We start from the raw sequence: 18,133 nt of genomic DNA, 5'->3' as shown, positions 1-18,133 counted from the left end.
TTCACAGCACTGCCATGGCGGATGGCTGCTCCGCTTGGTTGTCGTGGGACTCGAACGCGACCGGGTTGCGCAGCGCGCGCCCGAAGGCCGGCAGTTCGATCTCGAAGCGGTCCCCTTCCTGCACCTTGATCTGATCGGCGAAGCTCAGCGTGGCGGTGCCGAAGAAGTGCACATGCAGGTCTCCGGGCGCGCGGAACTGGGCGTACTTGAAATGGTGGTGTTCCAGGTTGGCCAGGCTGTGGGCCATGTTGGCCTCACCGGTCAGGAAGGGCTTCTCCCACAGGGTCTGGCCTTCGCGGGTGATGCGGCTGGTGCCTTCCAGGTGCTGGGGCAGTTCGCCGATCAGCAGCTCAGGCCCGTAGCTGCAGGCGCGCAGTTTGGAGTGGGCCAGCCACAGATAATTGGCGCGCTCGGTGATGTGGTCGGAGAATTCGTTGCCCACGGCGTAGCCGATACGGTGCGGCTGGCCATTGGCATCGTTGAGGTACAGGCCGACCAGCTCGGGCTCTTCGCCGGCATCCTCGGCGAAGGCCGGCACGCTGATCGCGGTTTCCGGCGCGACCACGATGCTGCCGTCACCCTTGTAGAACCATTCCGGCTGCGTGCCGACCTGACCCGCGGCGGGCTTGCCGCCTTCGAGGCCCATGCGGAACATGCGCATCGAGTCGGTGACGTTGGCGTCATTCTCGCTCTGTGCCTGGGCGGCGGCATGCATGGCGTCGCGGGTATCGGCACTGCCCAGGTGGGTCAGGCCGGTGCCGGTGACGGTGCAGCGCGCGCGGTCGGGGTGGGTGACCGGCGGCAGCAGTTCGCGGCGATCGATCGCCTGCTTGTAGTCGACCAAGGTGTGCGAGTAGTGCTGTTCGATCAGCGCGCTGAGCCCGATGCCCAGCTCGATGGCGCGGGTGGCCAGCTCATAGGTGCCACCGGGGAAGTCGAGCAGGCGCAGCTGGTCGCGGCTTTCGACCACGGCGACCCGCGGGCCATTGGCGGTGCGAAGTTGGACGAGTCTCATGATGGCTTCCTCACTCGATGATGTTGAACTGATCGAAGTAATCGCTGTTCAGCTCGAGGCCCAGCCCCGGGGTCTCTTCGTCGAGATCGATGAAGCCGTTCACCGGCTCCGGGTCACCCTTGAAGATGTAGTAGAAGAGCTCGTTGCCGATCTCGACATCATGCACCGGGAAGTATTCGCTCATCGGGGAGGCCAGTGAGGCCATGGTCAGGTGGTAGTTGTGCATCTGGCCGGCGTGCGGGATGACCGGCACGCTGAAGGACTCGGCGAGGGCGTTGATCTTGCGCGCGGCGGTGATGCCACCGACCCGGTTGGTGTCGTACTGGATGACGGAGACGGCGCGCTTTTCCAGCAGCTGGCGGAAGCCGTAATGGGTGAATTCGTGCTCACCGCCGGAGATGGGAATGCTGGTCAGCTGATTGAGTTCGGCGTAGCCATCGATGTCATCGGCGATCACCGGCTCTTCCAGCCAGCGCGGCTGAAAGCGTTCCAGCTTCGGCAACATGCGCTTGGCGTAGTCCAGGTTCCAGCCCATGTAGCACTCGAGCATCAGATCGACATCCTCACCGATGACTTCCCGCACGGCGGCCACGCTATCCAGGTTGGCACGCACGCCCTCGACCCCATCACGCGGACCATAGCCGAAGCGCATCTTCATGGCGGTGAAGCCTTGATCCAGATAGGACTGGGCCTCTTCCTGCATGCCCTTGAGATCGGTGCGGTAGAGCTTGGAGGCGTAGCAGGGAATCTTCTCCTTGGTACGTCCGCCCAGCAGCTTGAAGACCGGCTTGCCGACCGCCTTGCCCATGATGTCCCAGATGGCGATATCGACGCCGGAGATGGCGGCCATGCCGATACCCTTGCGGCCCCAGGCGTGGGTGGAGCGGTACATGCGCTGCCACAGGTATTCGTAGTCGAAGGGGTCCTGACCGATGATCAGCGGCGTGAGGTACTGATCGATGATCGCCTTGGCGATGCGCGGCGCCAGCGCCACATTGCCCAGCCCGACCAGGCCGTTGTCGGTCTCGATCTCCACCACTGTCCAGCCGTGGAAGCGGAAGGTGCCCATCGAGTCGCCCTTGTCCCACAGCTCGTCCATGGCGTTGGAGCAGAAGTGGGCGGTCGGGGGGACGGTGTGGCCTTTCCATTCGAAGACGCGAGTTCTGACGTTGGTGATCTTCATCGAATTATCCTTGTTGTGGATGGCGTTGATTCAGGTTCATGAGCGAGAGGCGCAAGCGCATCAGGCAGAAGCGGTCTCGAGACGCAGTGCACGCAGGTTGGTGCCCATGCGCTTGGCGATCGCGAAGGCATTGCGGGTCGGGTTGACGTCCGCCTTGCCCTGACCGGCGATATCGAAGGCGGTGCCGTGGGCCGGCGTGGTGATGGGAATAGGCAGGCCGCCCTGGACGGTGACGCCGGATTTGAAGCCCAGCAGCTTGATCGCGATCTGCCCCTGGTCGTGGTACATGGTCACGATGGCGTCGTACTCGCCATCGCGCGCCTTGATAAATATGGTGTCGGCCGGGAAGGGGCCCTCGACCGGGTAGCCCTGTTCATTGCAGCGCGCGACGGCCGGCGCGATGACGTCGATTTCCTCGCGCCCACAGGTGCCACCTTCGCCACCGTGGGGATTGAAGGCAGCCACGGCGATGCGCGGGCGCTCGAAGCCGGCCAGTTTCAGCGAGTCATGAATCAGCTGGCTGGCGGCGATGATGCGCTCCTGGGTGACGTACTCGGCGGCGTCCTTGAGCGGAATGTGCGAGGAGATGCGCGAGGTCCACAGCGTCCCCAGGGTGTTGAACTCGCAGAAATAGCCCTCGACTCCCAGTTTCTCGGCGAAGAAATGCAGCTCGTCCTCGTGGCCGAGGCCACCTTTCTTCATCGACAGCTTGTTGAGCGGCGCGAAGCAGATGGCGTCGACTTCCTCGTTCTGGGCCGCCTCCAGGCAGCGGGACAGCACCGCGAGGGTCGAGGCGCCACAGGCGGCGCTTTCCTCGGCCAGCGTCACCTCCTGCTGCGCCACGCTTTCCACCAGCATCAATGACAGCCCTTCATGCTCGCGGGCCTCGGCGAAGCTTGCGACGCGTGGCAGCTGGGTGAAGAGACCGGCCTGGCGTTGGCCCTGCTCCCACAGCCACTGATCGCCGACCAGCACGCTGTGGGTCTCGGCGAATTGCTCGGGTTCCGCGACCAGGCGCGCGATCAGCTCCGGGCCGATACCGGCGGGGTCACCAAGGGTGAGGGCAATGACAGGGCGTGTTGCTGACATGTGAATTCCAGCCTTGTGAGAGTTGGCGTTGTTGTTGGTTTCTTCAATCAATTCGCACTTTATGGTCTGCTGGTTGGTTTACCGGACCAGTTGAGATAAAAATTAGCCGAGCCCACGCTGATCGGTCAAGGTTTTCTCGAAAATTGCGACCATGGTCGGTTTGTGGATGCGTGATATGCCGTTGTCGGTTATGCTGGTATGAAATCTATACCAGTGGAGGCTGCATGAAGCAGACGCCTTTCGCCTTCGAGAAAGCGCTGAAGAATCAGACCAAGAAGGAAATTCTCGCCGACAAGCTCATCGAGATGATCCTGACGGGGCTGCTGCGCGATGGAGATGAGCTGCCCAGCGAGCGTGAGCTGGCGCAGTTGTTTGAGGTGAGCCGTGAGACGGTGCGCGGGGGGCTGGCGCTGTTGACGGGCTATGGCCTCTTGAATGTCTCGCACGGCAGCAAGTCACGGGTCTGTGCCAGTGAGGCCGTGATCGACAGCTTCCGCAATCATCCCGCGCGTCAGCAGGGCGATGAGCTCAACAACCTGGATATCGAGAGCGTCTTCGAGAGCCGGATCGTGGTGGAATCCGCCATCGCCCGCCGCGCCGCGCGACATATCGATGAGGTGGGGCTCAAGAAGCTGGACGCCTTGCTGGAAGCTCAGTCACAGCACTTCGACTCGCCGGTGAACTTCCAGCTCTCGGACCAGAACTTCCATCACGTCGTCGCCGAATACTCGCGCAACGAGATCCTGATCCGCTATGCCGATGAGCTTTATACCTACGCGCTCAACATTCGCCGCCAGGTCATGGCCGAACACGGCTCGATCAAGCGCAGCTATGAAGAGCATGTGCGTATCGTCGAGGCACTACGTGCCGGTGACCCGGATGCTGCTGAACGCGCGATGCTCTCGCATATCGATAGCGTCTATTACACCACGCGGGACAAGATGCCGCGCTGATTGATGGTGTTTATATCGGCTAATCCTAGCAGGCGGAGTCGACTGTCATATCGCAGTGCTAGCTCGCTCACCGGCTATTGGTGAGTTGCCAGGCCCACATGATCCCCTTTGGGATATGGCGGTCGGATTGAGTAATGATAAACGCTCAAGTCTTACTCTACGCACAGATGATGGCCAGACCTTTTCCAGAAATAGAGCTCACATGAGGTGGTAGCCAGTGCGATAGTTCGATGACTTTCCTGTGGGCACTGATTTTACAGTTGGGTAATGTCTTCCACGCCAACTTCGTAAGTCTCTTGGGTGCGGCCAATGTGTGCATCCAATAGCGCGCGCAGAGCGGTGATGTCCTTGTTTTGAACAGCGTCGACTATCTCGGTGTGTTCTCTGAGCGAAAGGCGGGTATGGTCCGGCCGGGTTGCCAGGTGAGTGCGTAGGGCAGCGATCTTTCCAGCGTACTGCTCGTAGGAACTCTTTAAATAGGCGTTTCCACAATGGTTGAAGAAGGCCATGTGGAAGTCCGAATCCAGATCCAGGTAATCGGTTATGCGCCCAGATCCATGTGCTACTTGCATCTGGCTTTCTACCTGTCGGAGCTCGTGATAGAGGCCAGGCTGATCAAACTCGATTGCCAATGCCAGGGCGGCTGGCTCCAAGGTACGGCGAAAGGTACAGATGTTGCCGACTTCGCGGGCGCTAAGGGTGAAGACCTGAGCACCGGACTGCGGCTTAATGATGACCAGGCCTTCGTGCTTGAGTCGGGTCAATGCTTCACGCACCGGCGTCTTGGATACATTCAGCAGTGCCGATATACCGCGTTCGGAGATAGCTTCGCCCAAGGCAAGCTCCCCTCGTACGATCATGTTACGTACGTGATCAGTGACGAGAGCTCCTAGGGAGGGAGGGCGTTCAAAGTCCTGCATCTCGGTCCTTGTAGGCTGTAGTGTCGGCCCGAGAAGGGCCATGGAATTTTTCCACAGAGTAGCACAAACGACTGGAATACCAGATGCCTATGCCATTGGGAAGATTGACCTCAGATTTTAGACTTATGGCAGCAGTGGCGAGCAGGCATATGAACTTGATTTCCAATCCGTGTGTCAGTAAGGACGGGCGTGTTCACGTAGAAAATCGCGATCGATGGTAAACCCGAGGCCGTCACCTGTAGGGACGTTGACCCAGCCTTCACTCTGAGTGATCGCTGCGGTGACCAGATTGGATCGGAAAGGATGGCTCGAGGTGTCGTACTCGAAGATCGGACCGCTGGCTGCCAAGGTGGGATTGACCAACGGCATCGCGGCGATGGCATGCAGCGATGCATACTGACCGATCGCGGTCCCCCAGACATGGGGGTTCACCTGGATACCGTTGGCGAGGGCCAAGGCGGTGATATGCGTCATCGCGGTCAAACCGCCGGCCATGGCCACATCTGGCTGAGCGATATCGATACAGCGCCCGGCCAGTAGGTCGCGAAATCCGAAGAGGGTGAATTCTGCTTCGCCACCGGCTAGGGGGATCAGAGTCTTCTGCTTCAACAGACGATAGCCCTCCTTATCATCGGGGTTCACCGGCTCCTCGAACCATCGCAACCCGTATGTCTTGAGGCCATCTGCCAGCTGTGCTGCCTCGCTGACGGTATAGGCGTGATTGGCATCAATCATCAGTTCGACGTTATCGCCCACAGCATCACGTATATCGGTCATGACTTTGATGTCATTGGCCACCCCGAAGCCCAGTTTGATCTTCATGCTGACAAAGCCTGCGTCACGGTGGCGACGCGCTTCTTCGACAAGACTAGCGGTGTCTGTACTAAGTTCGATACGAAAGAAGCCAGTAGCGTAGGCTTGCACCTGTTTGCGAAAACCGCCGCCAAGTAGTTCAAAGACAGGTCGTTGCGTGATCTTGCCCTTGAGATCCCAGAGTGCGATATCGAGAGCACTGATAGCAGCGATGACGATTCCCTTACGACCGTAGTCTCGAGTGTGATTGTAGAGCTCATGCCAGATGACCTCGCTATCGAACACTGAACGGCCGATCACTAATGGCGTAATTATGTACTTGAGGACTGAAGCGGACAGCTCCGGTTCCAGCAGCCCTGAGCATAGCGCTTCGCCCCAGCCGCTTTGTCCATCCTGAGTTACCACTTCCACCAGCGTTGCAGATCGACGGGTGATCCATTGCTGGGAGAATGCGAAGGGACGTGGCAGCTCGGATGTCATGGTATAGACGTTGATTTGCTTGATGATCATGGAAGTGCTCAAGCTGAGGTAAGGGGTTTGCAGGCGCGTTGTGCTATCTATTGCTTGGCAGTCGCAGCCCAGCTGGCGTGAGCTTCGATAAATGCTCTTGCTCGCCTGGCGACCTCCGTATTGGCGATGCCAGGTTGATAGAGCGCGCCGCCGAGGCCGAATCCCCGTGCTCCTGCCTCGAGGTAACCCGCCATGGTGGCCGGCGTTATGCCACCCACTGGCAACAACGGCGTTGTCTCGGGTAGCACAGCACACATGGCCTTGACTGCTGCAGGCGAGATCGCCTCGGCAGGGAATAGTTTAAGAAAGTCGGCACCGAACTCGATGGCAGTGAAAGCCTCACTGACAGTGCCTACGCCGGGGCCGTAGATCAGCCCTCTGACCGTGGCTTCGCTTGCGATCCGGGGGTCCAGGTTAGGGGCAATTATCAGGCGGCCACCTGCCTGCTCAACATCGGCTACGCGATCTGGCGCGGTGACTGTCCCTGCTCCTACTAGACCATCGTCCCCGACATGGGCTGCCAGGCGACGAATGCTTTCCAGTGGGTCGGGAGAATTGAGTGGGACCTCGATTAACCGGAAGCCTGCCTCAAGCAGGGCATCGGCTACCGGTATGACTTCCTGGGGTTTGATACCGCGCAGGATGGCGATGAGAGGGCAGGCGTCGAAGGCCTGTTGCCAGTTCAGCATGTAATCAGCTCCGCGGCTCTTGCGATGGCCAGCTGCCCGTGGCGTGAAAGACCGGGCGTCGCCATAGTGGAGGGTAGCGACAGAAAGTCGGTGGCAATACGGTATCGCTCCGCAAGATCATGGCGGCCGATGATGGTGACCTTGTCAGGGGCTGACCCCTGTTGTAATTGGCCGAGGCATTCCTCGCCGATTAGCAGGCCGGAGAGATAGTCAGCGCTTTGCTCTAGGGATAGCTGGTCGAATAGGTGAAGCGCGCGAGTGGTGAACAGGGTCGCTAGCAGTTGTCCGGGGTGCTGGCGGGCGGTCTGTAACCCACGCTGAAAGGCTTCTGGTGAGAACTCGCCTTGGCGTATGGTGCGGCCAAGCAGTGAGTGCTCTCGAAGGATTGCATAGAGTTCGCCGGTCATGCAGGTGACAAAGCGGGTGATCTTACCGTGCTCGACTGTCAACCATTTGTTGTGTGTTCCGGGTAGTAGGAAGGTGCCATCGCTGACACCTTGAGTAGACAGATACCCGACTATCTCGGTTTCTTCACCGCGTATGACATCGGGGCGCTCGCCATCGGGCGACTGCACTGCGCCAGTGACGAAGTGCACCTGACCGAGGTCGGGAACGGTTTCACAGACCAAAGCATTGGCCAGCTCAATGATCCCCAGAGGGAGAGGTTGGTAGGGCGTCTCAATCCAGCCATTACGGCTGGTGATCATGCCCGAGGCAAGAATCGGTATGCCGGGGAAGTCGGTCAACCAGCTTTTGATGCTGTGACGAAGGAAACCTGCAAAGTCCCTGTCGGATACCGCGAGAATCCCATTGGGACTCTCGCGGGTATCGAGGGCCTCGCCGTGACGATCGACGAGGCTTGCACGAAACGATGAGGTTCCCCAGTCGATGCCAATCATAAGGGGATGCGACATCCTAGATTCTCCCGAACTCGGCCAGCAGGTCTTCGACGGTCTTGCCTTGCTGAACCCATGCGCGGGTAGCTTCCTCACGCTCGGCCTGCTCCAATGCCAGTTCGACTACCTCGGCTGCTCGGGCCAGCGGAATGACGGTCACACCCATCACATCGGCCACGATGAAATCACCAGGATTGACCGGTACGCCGCCACAGGCGATAGGCACGTTGATCGACAGCTCCTCCTTGCGATCGGAGAACATGGTGTGGGTACCACGCGGAGTGATGGCGCGTGTCCAGATCGGCCATTGGATATCTTCGAGTTCATCGGTATCACGTCCCGCGCCGTCCACTACCATGGCTCGAATGCCACGATTCTGTGCCAAAGCGCCCATCAGGCCACCACACACAGAAGTGTTGGGATCCCCACCGGCATCGACAACGATGATATCGCCTGGCTGGCCCATCTCCAGTGCCTTGAGGGGGTCGACCAGGTCGCCCTTCGATAGCTGAACGGTAATTGCTTGGCCACAGACCTTGGCGCGGAAGGCGGGTTTGATGCCGCTATCCATCACCCCAGTGCGATATTGGGAGTCGGCGAAGACAGCCGTGGCGGAGTAATAGGACAACGCCTTGTCGAATTTTTCGAGCAGTGCTGGATCACGCTTGAAATCATTGAATTGCTTGAGCATGGGATAGTTCCTCAGATCGTTATGTTGTTGTCTTTCAGCGAGCCGGCGTGTTGACCGGATTGAGTGGTGCCTGATCGGTCAGCATCCGGGCAACTTCTTGGGCGGCGATAGTGCGGGCCGCACGCAGTGATTCCTCCGAGTAGTAGGCGGCATGAGGGGTCACGATGACGTTGGGGAGTGAGAACAGAGGGTTGTCGTTGGGGGACCAGTGTTTACGTTTGGCTGGCTCCTCCTCGGGGTCATCGAGTCCCGCCCCAGCTATCCAGCCCTCTGACAACGCCTTGTAGAGCGCGCGGTTATCGATGGTGGGGCCGCGGCCAGTGCAGACTACCAATGCGTTGGGTTTCATTGAGCGAAACTCCTCCTCGCTCAAGAAGTGACGAGTTTCCGTTGTCATTGGCACCTGCATCATGACCACGTCTGACTCTGCCAGCAGAGCACCCTTGTCCACTGCTGCAACCTGATGGGCCGCGATGGTTGCGCTATCGACGTAGGGGTCGTGAGTGATCACCTGAGCGCCGAAGGCCTTGGCACGCTGCGCGATGGCCTGGCCGATGGCGCCAAATGAAACGATGCCAACAGTCTGGCCACGTAGACGATGTAGAGGAGCCGCACTCTGCCAGCGCCATTCACCTCGATGAGTGGCCCGGTCGTAGGCGAACAGCCCGCGCGCCAAGGCCAGCCAGAGACTGATAGCGTGGTCAGCAACTTCCTCGGTGCAGTAATTGCGCACGTTGGTGACTTGGATCCCCCTGGCGGTGGCCGCCGCCACGTCAACGATGTCGGTACCGACGCCGTAACGGGCGATGACCTGGCAGCGCTGCATGGCGGCGATGGTGCTGGCACCGATGTAGGCATATTGGTTGATCATGGCAGCGCAGTCGGCAGCGTGTTCTAACAGGTCCTGCTCCGATTTGGCTTGCAGGGCTATCACTTGGGCTCCAGCCTTCTCGAGAATTTCGCGCTCCAACTCGATATCGGCGAAGTCGTGATCAGTGATGATCACCTTAGGTCTGGTGGGCATGGCACTACCTCGTAATTGTTCGTTGCTGTCTTTTGCTCAACTGGTGTACCAGGCACCAGATGGAGTGAAATATACAAGCTAGCGTCGAGCTGTCAAAGAGGATCGATTGATAACGTCATTAGACATTGGTCATGTAAAGTACAGTAGCTACGGTGCCAAAGTCGCCATCTTAAGGTATTGGGTATCGATGGATTATTCTCTTTTTTATCCAATAATTATTCATTAAAAACAGAATCTTATCTGTGTTTTTCAGAAAGCGTGACGCTACCGATTTGGCGGGAAAGTAAGTCAATGCAAAACAGAGGTAGATCGGGTGGGGAGCGATAGCGCCATGGCGCTTTCTTGACAGATCCTTTTGGCATCAATCAATCTTCATACCGAAATCTGGAATACCAGTTTCGGATTGACTTCTTAATAACAATAGTGAGAGTTCGCCATGATCAAGAAATGGATGCTTATCAGCCTGCTGGTCGCCGCCACGCCGGCTCAGGCCACCACTGTCATCAAGCTGGGACACGGGACCAATGAAAATTTCCATATGGCGCGAGCGATGGTGGAGTTCGAACGCCTGGTGGAAGAAGGGGCTAATGGCGAGATTGACGTACAGATATTCCCGTCATCCCAGCTGGGGGGGGATCGATCCATGATTGAAGGGGTGCAGACCGGCATTCTGGAAATGGCGGTGTCACCGTCGTCGTTCTTCACCAACTGGGACCCCGCTTTCGGCGTGATCGAACTGGCCTATATCTATCCGGACAAGGACACTGCGTTGGAAGTACTCGATGGCCCAGAAGGGGATGCCATGCTGAAACGACTTGATCGGATCGGCCTGAAGGGGTTGGGCTGGGTCGAGAGTGGCATGCGTCACCTGACCAATAATGCTCGCCCGATCAAGGCTCCTCAGGATCTGGAGGGCATCAAACTGCGCACCATGAAGGTGCCTGCCCATGTCGATACCTTCAAGGCGCTGGGGGCCAACCCGACACCGATGAATTTCGGTGAAGTCTATTCCGCTCTACAACAGGGAGTCATCGATGGGCAGGAAAACCCGCTTTCGTTGATCGACACGCAACGCTTCTATGAGGTGCAGAAGTACCTGACCCTTACGGCGCATATCTTTACGGCCTATACGCCGGTCATCTCCAAGACCTTCTTTGACTCCCTGCCTGAAGGACAGCAGCACTTGATTGAGCAGTCGATGGATCAGGCTATCGCCTACGATCGTGAACTGGTAGCAGAGGAGGATGCCGATCACCTAGCGCGTATCCAGAATTCTGGTGTTGAGATAAACAAACTGTCCGATGAACAGCATCAGGCCTTTGTTGATATCGCTGCAGACGTTAACGCTCAATATCGCAAGCGTATCGGTGCAGATGTCTTTGATGGGTGGATGGCTGCCATCGATCGCGCCTCTGAACAGTGATTAAGCACAGAGCCGGCACGCTAATCGCGAGAGGCGCCCAACTGGAAGAGATCCCTCACTCATTACGTGAAGCCGGAAAGTCGAGGACATGCCGATGATTCGTTGGCTGAATGAAAGGTTGGAAGAGTATCTGTCAGTTGTGCTGCTAGCACTGATCGTCGCACTGGTATCTGCCAATGTGCTGGCGCGCTATGTGTTCAACGCGTCCCTGTCTTGGGGGGAAGAGCTGGTGGGTTGGCTCTTCATCTGGTTTATCTGGATAGCAGTGAGCTACGTCTTTCGTCAGGATAAGCATATCGAGATTGCCTTTCTGAAGGAGCAGCTGCCTGAAGCGATACAGCGTTACTTGACACTGGTGGTTAGGCTGATCGTGGTTGCATTTTTGATCACCATCAGCCTCTACTGCATCCAGCTGATGCTTAATCCCATGGTGCGGTATCAGGTATCGGTGGTGCTCCAGATACCGATGCCGCTTTACTACGCCTCGGCGCCCGCCGGCGCGCTATTGTCAGCGTTTCGCATTCTGCAACATTGTTGGCTGGCGTGGCGATTTCCTCGCACCAGCCTTGAAGGAGGTGCCCTATGATCGCTGTTCCACTGATCGGCATGTTATTCGCCTTTATTGCTGTTGGCATGCCGGTGGCCATGGGGATGGGGCTTGCCACGCTGCTGGTGATATTGCTGGTCGATGGTGCGCCACCAGTGGTGCTTCTAGCGCGTTCGCTGGTAACAGCAGCGGACTCCTTTCCGCTGATTGCCGTCCCCCTTTTTGTGCTGGCCGGCGATCTGATGCAGATGGGGGGCATGTCACGACGCATCGTCGGTTTTGCCCATTCGCTGGTAGGGCATGTCAAAGGCGGTTTGGCCTATGTCAACGTGCTGGCTTGCTGCTTCTTTGCTGCCATTTCCGGCTCGTCACCGGCTACCGTGGCAGCGATTGGGTCGAACATGGTGCCGGAGATGGAAAAGGTCGGTTATCCACGACGCTTCTCGTCTGCTCTTACGGCAGCCGGAGGCATGGTGGGGGTGATGATTCCACCGTCCATTCCCTTCATCATCTATGGCGTATCCGCGGAGGTCTCGATCGGCAAGCTATTCATGGCCGGGATCGTCCCTGGCATCATGTTTGGTATTGCCTATATGCTGACCGCACGACTGATGCTTAGGCACAATCGTAAGTTGTTGGAGGAGCGCACCAGCTTCTCGAGCAAGGCGGTGACCACTTCGCTGCGCGATTCGATCTGGGCGCTGCTGGTCCCGGTCATTATCTTGGGTGGGATTTATGGTGGGATATTCACTCCTACCGAAGCGGGTGGGGTAGCCGTCATCTACTCGATCATCATTGGCGTCTTCGTCTACGGTGATATCCGCTTGTCGGAGTTGCCCAAGGTGTTTGCGCGTAGTGCTTCGACTAGCGGACAGATCCTGATCCTGGTAGTGGTGGCCGGTGGCTTTGGCCAGTTACTGACCATTGCCCAAGTGCCGAAAGATCTTGCGGCTGCCATTACCGGGTTTTCGACCAACCCTTTGGTACTACTACTGATGATCAACCTATTGCTACTGATCGTCGGCATGTTTATGGAGACCATTGCAGCAATCATCATCCTGACACCACTTTTATTACCGGTAGCGATTGCCGCGGGCGTCGACCCGATCCACTTCGGGGTGATCATGACCGTAAATCTTGCCATCGGCTTCTGTACGCCACCTCTAGGGGTCAACCTGTTCGTTGCCTCATCGGTGTCCGGTGTCAAGATCATGGAGGTGTCAGCGGCGATCATTCCTTACTTCGCGGCCATGATCGCGCTGCTGCTGGCCATCACCTATCTGCCGGGCATCTCGATGTTCCTTGCGGGCGGCTAGCTGCACGAATGGATATTTCACACCGTTGCATGCACTCTTAAACCGGCGCTTCGATCCAGTATCGTGTGCCGGTTTTTTGTATGTGGTCGCATATCGATACTTGGCTTCTCCTCGATATAGCATGTCGAATCAGCGAGTTGGCTCAGTGAGGGCTTGCTGTGTGGAGAACTTTCGCGAGGGAGCAATATTCGAACGGGGCACAGCGTTGGGCTTAGCGAGGCGACCTCCCAGCTCCCTTTTCAGAACTAGCCTGTTACCCCATTGCGTCAATACTCGACGCCCGTCATCACCCAGACGATGCGGGTCTCGGTCTCGCCGGGGTTGCGAATCCAGTGGGGTTCTTCTCCGGTCAGCGAGAAGCTGTCGCCCGGATTGAGCAGAAAGACCTGCTCGCCGAGGGTCAGTTCCAGCTGGCCGCTTTCCACATAGCCCGCTTCCTCACCGCGCCGTTCACGCGGTGTCTCGCCGCCGCTGCCACCGGGCTGAAGGCGGGTCATGATCAGGATGAGCTGACCGCTCAGGCGGGGGGAGAGCAATTCTTCCCGCGCGCCGATGGCGCCGAGGTTCATGGCGCGGCGCTGATCCGCGCGCACGATGGTTTCCTGCTCGGCCGCCGAATCACTGCCGCCCGGCTGGAAGAACCAGCTGACGCGCACGTCGAGGGCGTCACTCAGCGTCTGCAACACCCCGATGGGCAGCGAGGAGACGCCGCGTTCCACCTGGCTGAGATAGCCGACGGATTTGCCGACGCGTTCCGCCAGTTGGGTGAGGGTCAGCTGGCGGGACTTGCGCAGGTCGCGCAGCTGCCGGCCGATACGGCGGTCTTCCTGTTCTGCATTGCTGAGTGTGCTGCCGGTTGATGCCTGTGAGGAATCTGTGTCCGTGGTCATCCGGTTTCCTCTTGGCAATGGGTGCTGGCGGTCAATGAGTGGCGTTTCATGTGGATGAAAAGCATGCAGCGGTTTTCATCAGCAAGATTATCAGCATGCGGCGTCGAGAGATAAGCCTGTGTCGTTATCAAATCGTCGTGTCGAGGCGGAGATTGATAAGGGCTGGCGATCTTGATGAGGGGGTTGAGATAGCGGCTTCTGAGATAACGCTTGAGACGCAAAAGGCCAGTCATCGCGACTGGCCTTTTGCGTCTGTGCTGCCCGTGACGATCACGCGGCTGGCGTAAAGGCCGGTCGCTGCTTGCGGAAGGCCTGTTTGCGGGTGATCTTGCCCTTCTTGAGGGTGAAGAGATCCACGCTATCGGCCTCGACACGCAGGCCATCCGGCTGGGTCGCCATGAAGGTGCATTCGGAGACGACGCGCTGATCAGCGAAGAAGAACTCGCCCTTGGCCCACTGCACATCGGGCATGGTCGTCCAGGTATTCACGAAGGCGTTGCGCACGGCGGACTTGCCGACGATACGCGTGCCGTGCGCCTCATCGCCGGACACGGTGTCGAAGACCACATCGTCGGCGAAGTACTCCATGACCTCATCGATGGCGTGGCGATTGAAGGCATCGAACATGGCGGTCATCTGTTCACGATTCATGGTGCGTCTCTCTGGTGCTTGCATGCCGCAAGAGGCATGTCAGTGGGAGGTGCCGCGACGGAATTCGAGTGCGCCGCGGCGTGTCGGGAAGTGATGGCGGGAAGTGATAGGGCGATCAGTGGCGGAACTCGCGCGGCGCGTGACTCAGCTCACCTTGTCCAGCACCTGGAAATACTTGTAGAGCAGGTGTTGGCCCATGCGCCGGATCGGTCTGAGCGGATGGGCGGGCAGCGGCGAGTTGAAGATCGGCAGATGGAGCTCCGGCAACGACTGCCCGGCGATCAGCGCGGCCAGCTGCTTGGAGGCATAGGCCGAGAACGACACGCCGTTGCCGCTGTATCCTTGGGAGTAGAAGATCTGCTGTTTCGGGTCTGGCTGCACGATGCGCGGCATCATGTCGTGGGAGATATCCATCCAGCCATGCGAGAACCACGGTGTCTCGATACCGGCCAGCGCCGGGAACTTGCGCGCGATGGCCTCATGCACCACATCTAGATGCCGGGCGTTCTGCGCATCCGCGCCACTGATGGCGCTGCGCGTCCCGATCTGCAGGCGTTTCTCGGGTAGTAGTCGATAGTAATAACGCAGCTTGCGTGTGTCCGTGGTCAGGATGGTCGAACGTAGGCCACAAGCCTCTATCTCCTCGTCGGTCAGCGTACGCGTCCACACCGAGTTGGCCATGATCGGCATGTTGCGATAGGCGGTCAGCGAGTGAAGATTGGGGCTGGTATAGCCCGCCGTGGCGATGCCCACCGCGCGCGCCTTCACCGTGCCACCCGGCGTCTGCAGATAGTGGATGCCGTTCTCGATCGTCCAGTGCTGCACCGGGCTGCTGGTGTGGATTCTGGCGCCGTGGCGGCGCGCGATACGCGCGTAGCTGTAGGCCAGCTTGAGCGGCTGCACGGCGATGCCTTCAGGCTCGAGCATCGCGCCGTGACTCTCCTGATCGCCCATGAAGTCACGATGCACTGACGCGCGGTCCAGCGTTCGGGTCCGATAGCCGAGGATGTTGTTGCACAGGCGCGATTCGGCCTCGAGATGCTGCATGGCCTGCGGGCTATGGGCGATCAGCAGATTGCCCAGTGGCTGAGGCTCGCAGTCCACCTCCGGGTCCTGGGTCAGGGACTTGAAGACCTCGAAACCCTCCAGGCTATTGGTGTGCAGCTGGCGCGCCATGTCGACGCCCCATTTCCTGACCCACTGGCTGCGGCTCAGGCGCCCCCAGGCCAGATGCCCCTGGCCGCCATTGCGGCTGGTGCAGCCCCAGCCGATCTGATTGGCCTCCAGCACCACTGCCTTGATGCCATGCTCACGCGCCAGGAACATCGCCGTGGCAAGGCCGGTGAAGCCGGCACCGATCAGCACCACGTCTGCCTCCATGTCGTCAGTGACCGGGCCATCATCCTCGGGCGGCGGCCCTGCGTGGTAGCGCCAGTAGCTCGGCGCATAATCCACTCCTTCGCCCGGGGAGCTGTCCTTGAGAGGGTCGTAGTGAGGGTTGTAAGGCTGCTTGACAGTCATCGTGGGTCACCATCCGTCTTGTTGTTGGCGATCGTTGTCATTGGTGATCGTTGTCATTGGCGATCAATGGCGGTGCCGGTTCGTGCGCGTTGCGCTCTGCTGGCTTGCCTGCTCGAGACGACGTGAGTCCGTCATGCCGTTCATGTCGCGCCCGGGATGGGTTGGCTTCCCGACCCCGGGAGGGCGGGCGGCGTGGGCGTGGTACTTGGCGAGGTACTGGGCGTGCTAGCTGGCGTGGCCCTTTTCACAGCGCTGGAGGCTTCCGGCTCAGCGGTTTCGGCAGGCATCGGCTTTACCTGAGGGGCCGGCTGCATGGCCGTCGCGGGCTGTTCATGGGTCGCCTTGAGCATGCGATAGACCGAGAACATGTAAGCGATGCTGACGAGGAAGAAGGGCGCGCCGACCACAATCGCCAGGCTCTTGATGGCGTTGAAGCCACCGGCGAGCTGGAAGACGATGCCGGTGACACCGATGATCACGCCCCACAGCAGGCGCATCAGGATCTTTGGATTCTCGTTGCCATTGGAGACCTGCATGGCCGAGAAGAACGAGGCCGAATCCGAGGTGGTGACGGCAAAGACGATGATGTTGAACAGTACCGCGAGGCACAGCCACCAGCCGCCGGGCATGCTCTGCAGCAACAGGTAGATGCCGGATTCCGGATTGCCCTGCACGCTTTCCCACAGCGGCACGATCTGATTGACCTCGGCATAGCCGGCCGAGCCGCCCCAGATGCTGAACCACACGATCGACAGCAGCATCGGCACCACCACTACGCCGAACACGAATTCGCGCAGGGTGCGGCCACGGGAAATGCGTGCGATGAAACCGCCGCAGAAGGGGATGTAGGAGATGTACCAGAGCCAGTAGAAGATCATCCACCAGCCCACCCACTCACGCTGTTCGAAGCTGCCCGCGTCGGTCCAGAACTGGTTGACGAATACCGAGCCGAAGTAGTCACCGAACTGCTGGGTGATCATGTTCAGCAGGTACTGCGCCGGGGCGTGACCGAAGGCCAGCAGCACCAGCAGAATGGCGCCGGCCATGATCATGTTGAGCAGGCTGAGGTACTTGATGCCGCGCTCGATGCCGGTCGCCGCCGATGCCACGTAGGCGATGATGATCACCAGCATCACCATGGCCTGACCGAAGGCACCGAACTCGAGTCCGAACAGCACCTTCAAGGCATAGCTGATGGAGGTAACGCCCAGCCCGATCATGGTGGCATTGCCACCGATGGTGCCGATCACACCAAGCCCGTTGGCAAGCTTGCCCCACAGACTGCTGTTGCAGCGCTCCCCCAGAAGACCGTAGAGGCCGGTGGCGACCGTCAGCGGCTGCCCGAGGCGATAGGCCGGAAAGGCGATGGCCCAGGCGGCCACGGCAAACAGTGCCCAGCCATTCATGCCCCAGTCCATCAGGGTGTTGCGGATCGCAGTCGATACCCCGGCCTGCTGGCCGACTTGATTGAGGTCCTTCACATGCGAGGAGGTATAGAGATGCGTCAATGGCTCGGCGACGCTGAAGAACACGAAACCGATGCCCAGCCCGCAACTGAAGATCATCGAGATCCACGCCACATAGCTGAACTCCGGGCGTGAATCATCCGGCCCCAGGCGGAAGCCGCCGAAGGGGCTGAGCAACAGATAGAAGCTGAAGATCAGCGTCGCGGCGACCCCGAGCACGAAGCTCCAGCCGAAATTGAAGATCAGGAAGTCACGTATGCCGGATAGCGCCGCGCCGGTCTGCTCCGGCGCCGCCAGGACATAGATCATGATCAGGGTGTAGATGCTGAGGACGGGCCAGAACAGCCCCTTGTCGTAGTCGCCAAGCAGACCGGATGAGCGCGGAACGCCGTTGCTGCCAGCGCGCTCAGTCGCTGCGGGGTTGCGTGTTGCTGTCACTGGGGTGCCTCCAGGAAGGGGCCCTGATGCTCCACGCCAGATCTCGTCAGACACCTGACAAGCCGACAGGAATATCGAGAGCAGATTTTATTGTTGTC

General features: G+C 59.1%; 17 protein-coding genes. 4 read left to right on the top strand and 13 right to left on the bottom strand.

Features of this window, described 5'->3' with window-relative positions; translation table 11 throughout:
* Position 1 precedes the first annotated feature (1 nt).
* From araD1 to H2O77_RS11310, 3 genes are read right to left on the bottom strand one after another with little or no spacing between them, the layout of a single operon-like run.
* Positions 2 to 1,015 (bottom strand): AraD1 family protein, encoded by a 1,014-nt coding sequence (gene araD1 / locus H2O77_RS11320; RefSeq protein ID WP_215823096.1) that lies wholly within the window; start codon positions 1,013 to 1,015, stop codon positions 2 to 4.
* Positions 1,016 to 1,025: 10 nt separating this feature from the next.
* A complete protein-coding gene (locus H2O77_RS11315) occupies positions 1,026 to 2,198 on the bottom strand; it encodes an L-rhamnonate dehydratase (protein ID WP_024952543.1) in 1,173 nt (390 codons plus the stop codon).
* A gap of 60 nt (positions 2,199 to 2,258) precedes the next feature.
* Complete coding sequence (locus H2O77_RS11310; RefSeq protein ID WP_215823095.1) at positions 2,259 to 3,287, bottom strand: 4-hydroxythreonine-4-phosphate dehydrogenase PdxA; 1,029 nt, start codon at positions 3,285 to 3,287, stop codon at positions 2,259 to 2,261.
* Positions 3,288 to 3,511: 224 nt separating this feature from the next.
* On the opposite strand from H2O77_RS11310, the gene H2O77_RS11305 reads away from it, so the two are divergent.
* On the top strand, positions 3,512 to 4,240 hold the full coding sequence (locus tag H2O77_RS11305) for an FCD domain-containing protein (protein ID WP_215823094.1): 729 nt from the start codon (positions 3,512 to 3,514) through the stop codon (positions 4,238 to 4,240).
* Between the two features lie 254 nt (positions 4,241 to 4,494).
* Here the strand turns inward: H2O77_RS11305 and H2O77_RS11300 are convergent, their stop codons facing one another.
* The 6 genes from H2O77_RS11300 to H2O77_RS11275 all read right to left on the bottom strand — a co-directional run bounded on the left by H2O77_RS11300 (position 4,495) and on the right by H2O77_RS11275 (position 9,783).
* On the bottom strand, positions 4,495 to 5,160 hold the full coding sequence (locus tag H2O77_RS11300; RefSeq protein WP_215823093.1) for a GntR family transcriptional regulator: 666 nt from the start codon (positions 5,158 to 5,160) through the stop codon (positions 4,495 to 4,497).
* A gap of 174 nt (positions 5,161 to 5,334) precedes the next feature.
* Positions 5,335 to 6,483, bottom strand: coding sequence for a mandelate racemase/muconate lactonizing enzyme family protein (locus tag H2O77_RS11295; protein ID WP_215823092.1), 1,149 nt, complete (start codon positions 6,481 to 6,483; stop codon positions 5,335 to 5,337).
* A 47-nt stretch (positions 6,484 to 6,530) separates the two neighbouring features.
* Positions 6,531 to 7,172, bottom strand: a complete 642-nt coding sequence (locus H2O77_RS11290) for a 2-dehydro-3-deoxy-6-phosphogalactonate aldolase (RefSeq protein ID WP_215823091.1) — start codon at positions 7,170 to 7,172, stop codon at positions 6,531 to 6,533.
* Positions 7,166 to 8,086 (bottom strand): 2-dehydro-3-deoxygalactonokinase, encoded by a 921-nt coding sequence (locus H2O77_RS11285; RefSeq protein WP_215823090.1) that lies wholly within the window; start codon positions 8,084 to 8,086, stop codon positions 7,166 to 7,168. The genes H2O77_RS11290 and H2O77_RS11285 overlap by 7 nt, the downstream gene beginning before the upstream one ends.
* Before the next feature lies 1 nt (position 8,087).
* Entirely contained in the window at positions 8,088 to 8,759 is a 672-nt protein-coding gene (locus H2O77_RS11280) for an RraA family protein (RefSeq protein WP_215823089.1), read from the bottom strand.
* Positions 8,760 to 8,793: 34 nt separating this feature from the next.
* Positions 8,794 to 9,783 carry a C-terminal binding protein gene (locus H2O77_RS11275; protein ID WP_215823088.1) on the bottom strand — a complete coding sequence of 330 codons (990 nt, stop codon included), beginning with the start codon at positions 9,781 to 9,783 and terminating at the stop codon, positions 8,794 to 8,796.
* Between the two features lie 436 nt (positions 9,784 to 10,219).
* Here H2O77_RS11275 and H2O77_RS11270 point away from each other — a divergent pair, with 436 nt between their 5' ends.
* From H2O77_RS11270 to H2O77_RS11260, 3 genes are all read left to right on the top strand, one after another.
* The gene (locus tag H2O77_RS11270) at positions 10,220 to 11,206 is read left to right on the top strand and encodes a TRAP transporter substrate-binding protein (protein WP_192837794.1); all 987 of its coding nucleotides are present in this window, start codon (positions 10,220 to 10,222) and stop codon (positions 11,204 to 11,206) included.
* Positions 11,207 to 11,294: 88 nt separating this feature from the next.
* Complete coding sequence (locus tag H2O77_RS11265; RefSeq protein ID WP_192837795.1) at positions 11,295 to 11,792, top strand: TRAP transporter small permease; 498 nt, start codon at positions 11,295 to 11,297, stop codon at positions 11,790 to 11,792.
* Entirely contained in the window at positions 11,789 to 13,069 is a 1,281-nt protein-coding gene (locus tag H2O77_RS11260; protein ID WP_215823087.1) for a TRAP transporter large permease, read from the top strand. The genes H2O77_RS11265 and H2O77_RS11260 overlap by 4 nt, the downstream gene beginning before the upstream one ends.
* A 266-nt stretch (positions 13,070 to 13,335) precedes the next feature.
* Here H2O77_RS11260 and H2O77_RS11255 read toward each other — a convergent pair whose 3' ends face one another.
* From H2O77_RS11255 to H2O77_RS11240, 4 genes are all read right to left on the bottom strand, one after another.
* On the bottom strand, positions 13,336 to 13,959 hold the full coding sequence (locus H2O77_RS11255) for an XRE family transcriptional regulator (RefSeq protein WP_215823086.1): 624 nt from the start codon (positions 13,957 to 13,959) through the stop codon (positions 13,336 to 13,338).
* A gap of 270 nt (positions 13,960 to 14,229) precedes the next feature.
* Entirely contained in the window at positions 14,230 to 14,610 is a 381-nt protein-coding gene (locus H2O77_RS11250) for a nuclear transport factor 2 family protein (RefSeq protein ID WP_215823085.1), read from the bottom strand.
* Positions 14,611 to 14,754: 144 nt separating this feature from the next.
* Positions 14,755 to 16,131 carry an FAD-binding oxidoreductase gene (locus H2O77_RS11245; protein ID WP_215823084.1) on the bottom strand — a complete coding sequence of 459 codons (1,377 nt, stop codon included), beginning with the start codon at positions 16,129 to 16,131 and terminating at the stop codon, positions 14,755 to 14,757.
* 140 nt (positions 16,132 to 16,271) lie between these two features.
* Positions 16,272 to 18,035, bottom strand: a complete 1,764-nt coding sequence (locus H2O77_RS11240) for a BCCT family transporter (protein WP_215823083.1) — start codon at positions 18,033 to 18,035, stop codon at positions 16,272 to 16,274.
* Positions 18,036 to 18,133: the final 98 nt, after the last annotated feature.

It is taken from the genome of Cobetia sp. 4B (genome assembly GCF_018831605.1).
GTDB lineage: Bacteria > Pseudomonadota > Gammaproteobacteria > Pseudomonadales > Halomonadaceae > Cobetia > Cobetia amphilecti.
Note: the sequence above shows the minus strand (reverse complement) of the source record. Positions and strands in the feature narration are given on the sequence as shown.

Bases quoted from the DNA above. Each gene is read 5' to 3' on its own strand.
- H2O77_RS11275 (WP_215823088.1), bottom strand. From the start codon at position 9,783: ATGCCCACCAGACCTAAGGTGATCATCACTGATCACGACTTCGCCGAT.
- H2O77_RS11295 (WP_215823092.1), bottom strand. From the start codon at position 6,483: ATGATCATCAAGCAAATCAACGTCTATACCATGACATCCGAGCTGCCA.
- H2O77_RS11290 (WP_215823091.1), bottom strand. From the start codon at position 7,172: ATGCTGAACTGGCAACAGGCCTTCGACGCCTGCCCTCTCATCGCCATC.
- H2O77_RS11260 (WP_215823087.1), top strand. From the start codon at position 11,789: ATGATCGCTGTTCCACTGATCGGCATGTTATTCGCCTTTATTGCTGTT.
- H2O77_RS11300 (WP_215823093.1), bottom strand. From the start codon at position 5,160: ATGCAGGACTTTGAACGCCCTCCCTCCCTAGGAGCTCTCGTCACTGAT.
- H2O77_RS11310 (WP_215823095.1), bottom strand. From the start codon at position 3,287: ATGTCAGCAACACGCCCTGTCATTGCCCTCACCCTTGGTGACCCCGCC.
- H2O77_RS11255 (WP_215823086.1), bottom strand. From the start codon at position 13,959: ATGACCACGGACACAGATTCCTCACAGGCATCAACCGGCAGCACACTC.
- H2O77_RS11270 (WP_192837794.1), top strand. From the start codon at position 10,220: ATGATCAAGAAATGGATGCTTATCAGCCTGCTGGTCGCCGCCACGCCG.
- H2O77_RS11250 (WP_215823085.1), bottom strand. From the start codon at position 14,610: ATGAATCGTGAACAGATGACCGCCATGTTCGATGCCTTCAATCGCCAC.
- H2O77_RS11285 (WP_215823090.1), bottom strand. From the start codon at position 8,086: ATGTCGCATCCCCTTATGATTGGCATCGACTGGGGAACCTCATCGTTT.
- araD1 (WP_215823096.1), bottom strand. From the start codon at position 1,015: ATGAGACTCGTCCAACTTCGCACCGCCAATGGCCCGCGGGTCGCCGTG.
- H2O77_RS11305 (WP_215823094.1), top strand. From the start codon at position 3,512: ATGAAGCAGACGCCTTTCGCCTTCGAGAAAGCGCTGAAGAATCAGACC.
- H2O77_RS11280 (WP_215823089.1), bottom strand. From the start codon at position 8,759: ATGCTCAAGCAATTCAATGATTTCAAGCGTGATCCAGCACTGCTCGAA.
- H2O77_RS11265 (WP_192837795.1), top strand. From the start codon at position 11,295: ATGCCGATGATTCGTTGGCTGAATGAAAGGTTGGAAGAGTATCTGTCA.
- H2O77_RS11245 (WP_215823084.1), bottom strand. From the start codon at position 16,131: ATGACTGTCAAGCAGCCTTACAACCCTCACTACGACCCTCTCAAGGAC.
- H2O77_RS11315 (WP_024952543.1), bottom strand. From the start codon at position 2,198: ATGAAGATCACCAACGTCAGAACTCGCGTCTTCGAATGGAAAGGCCAC.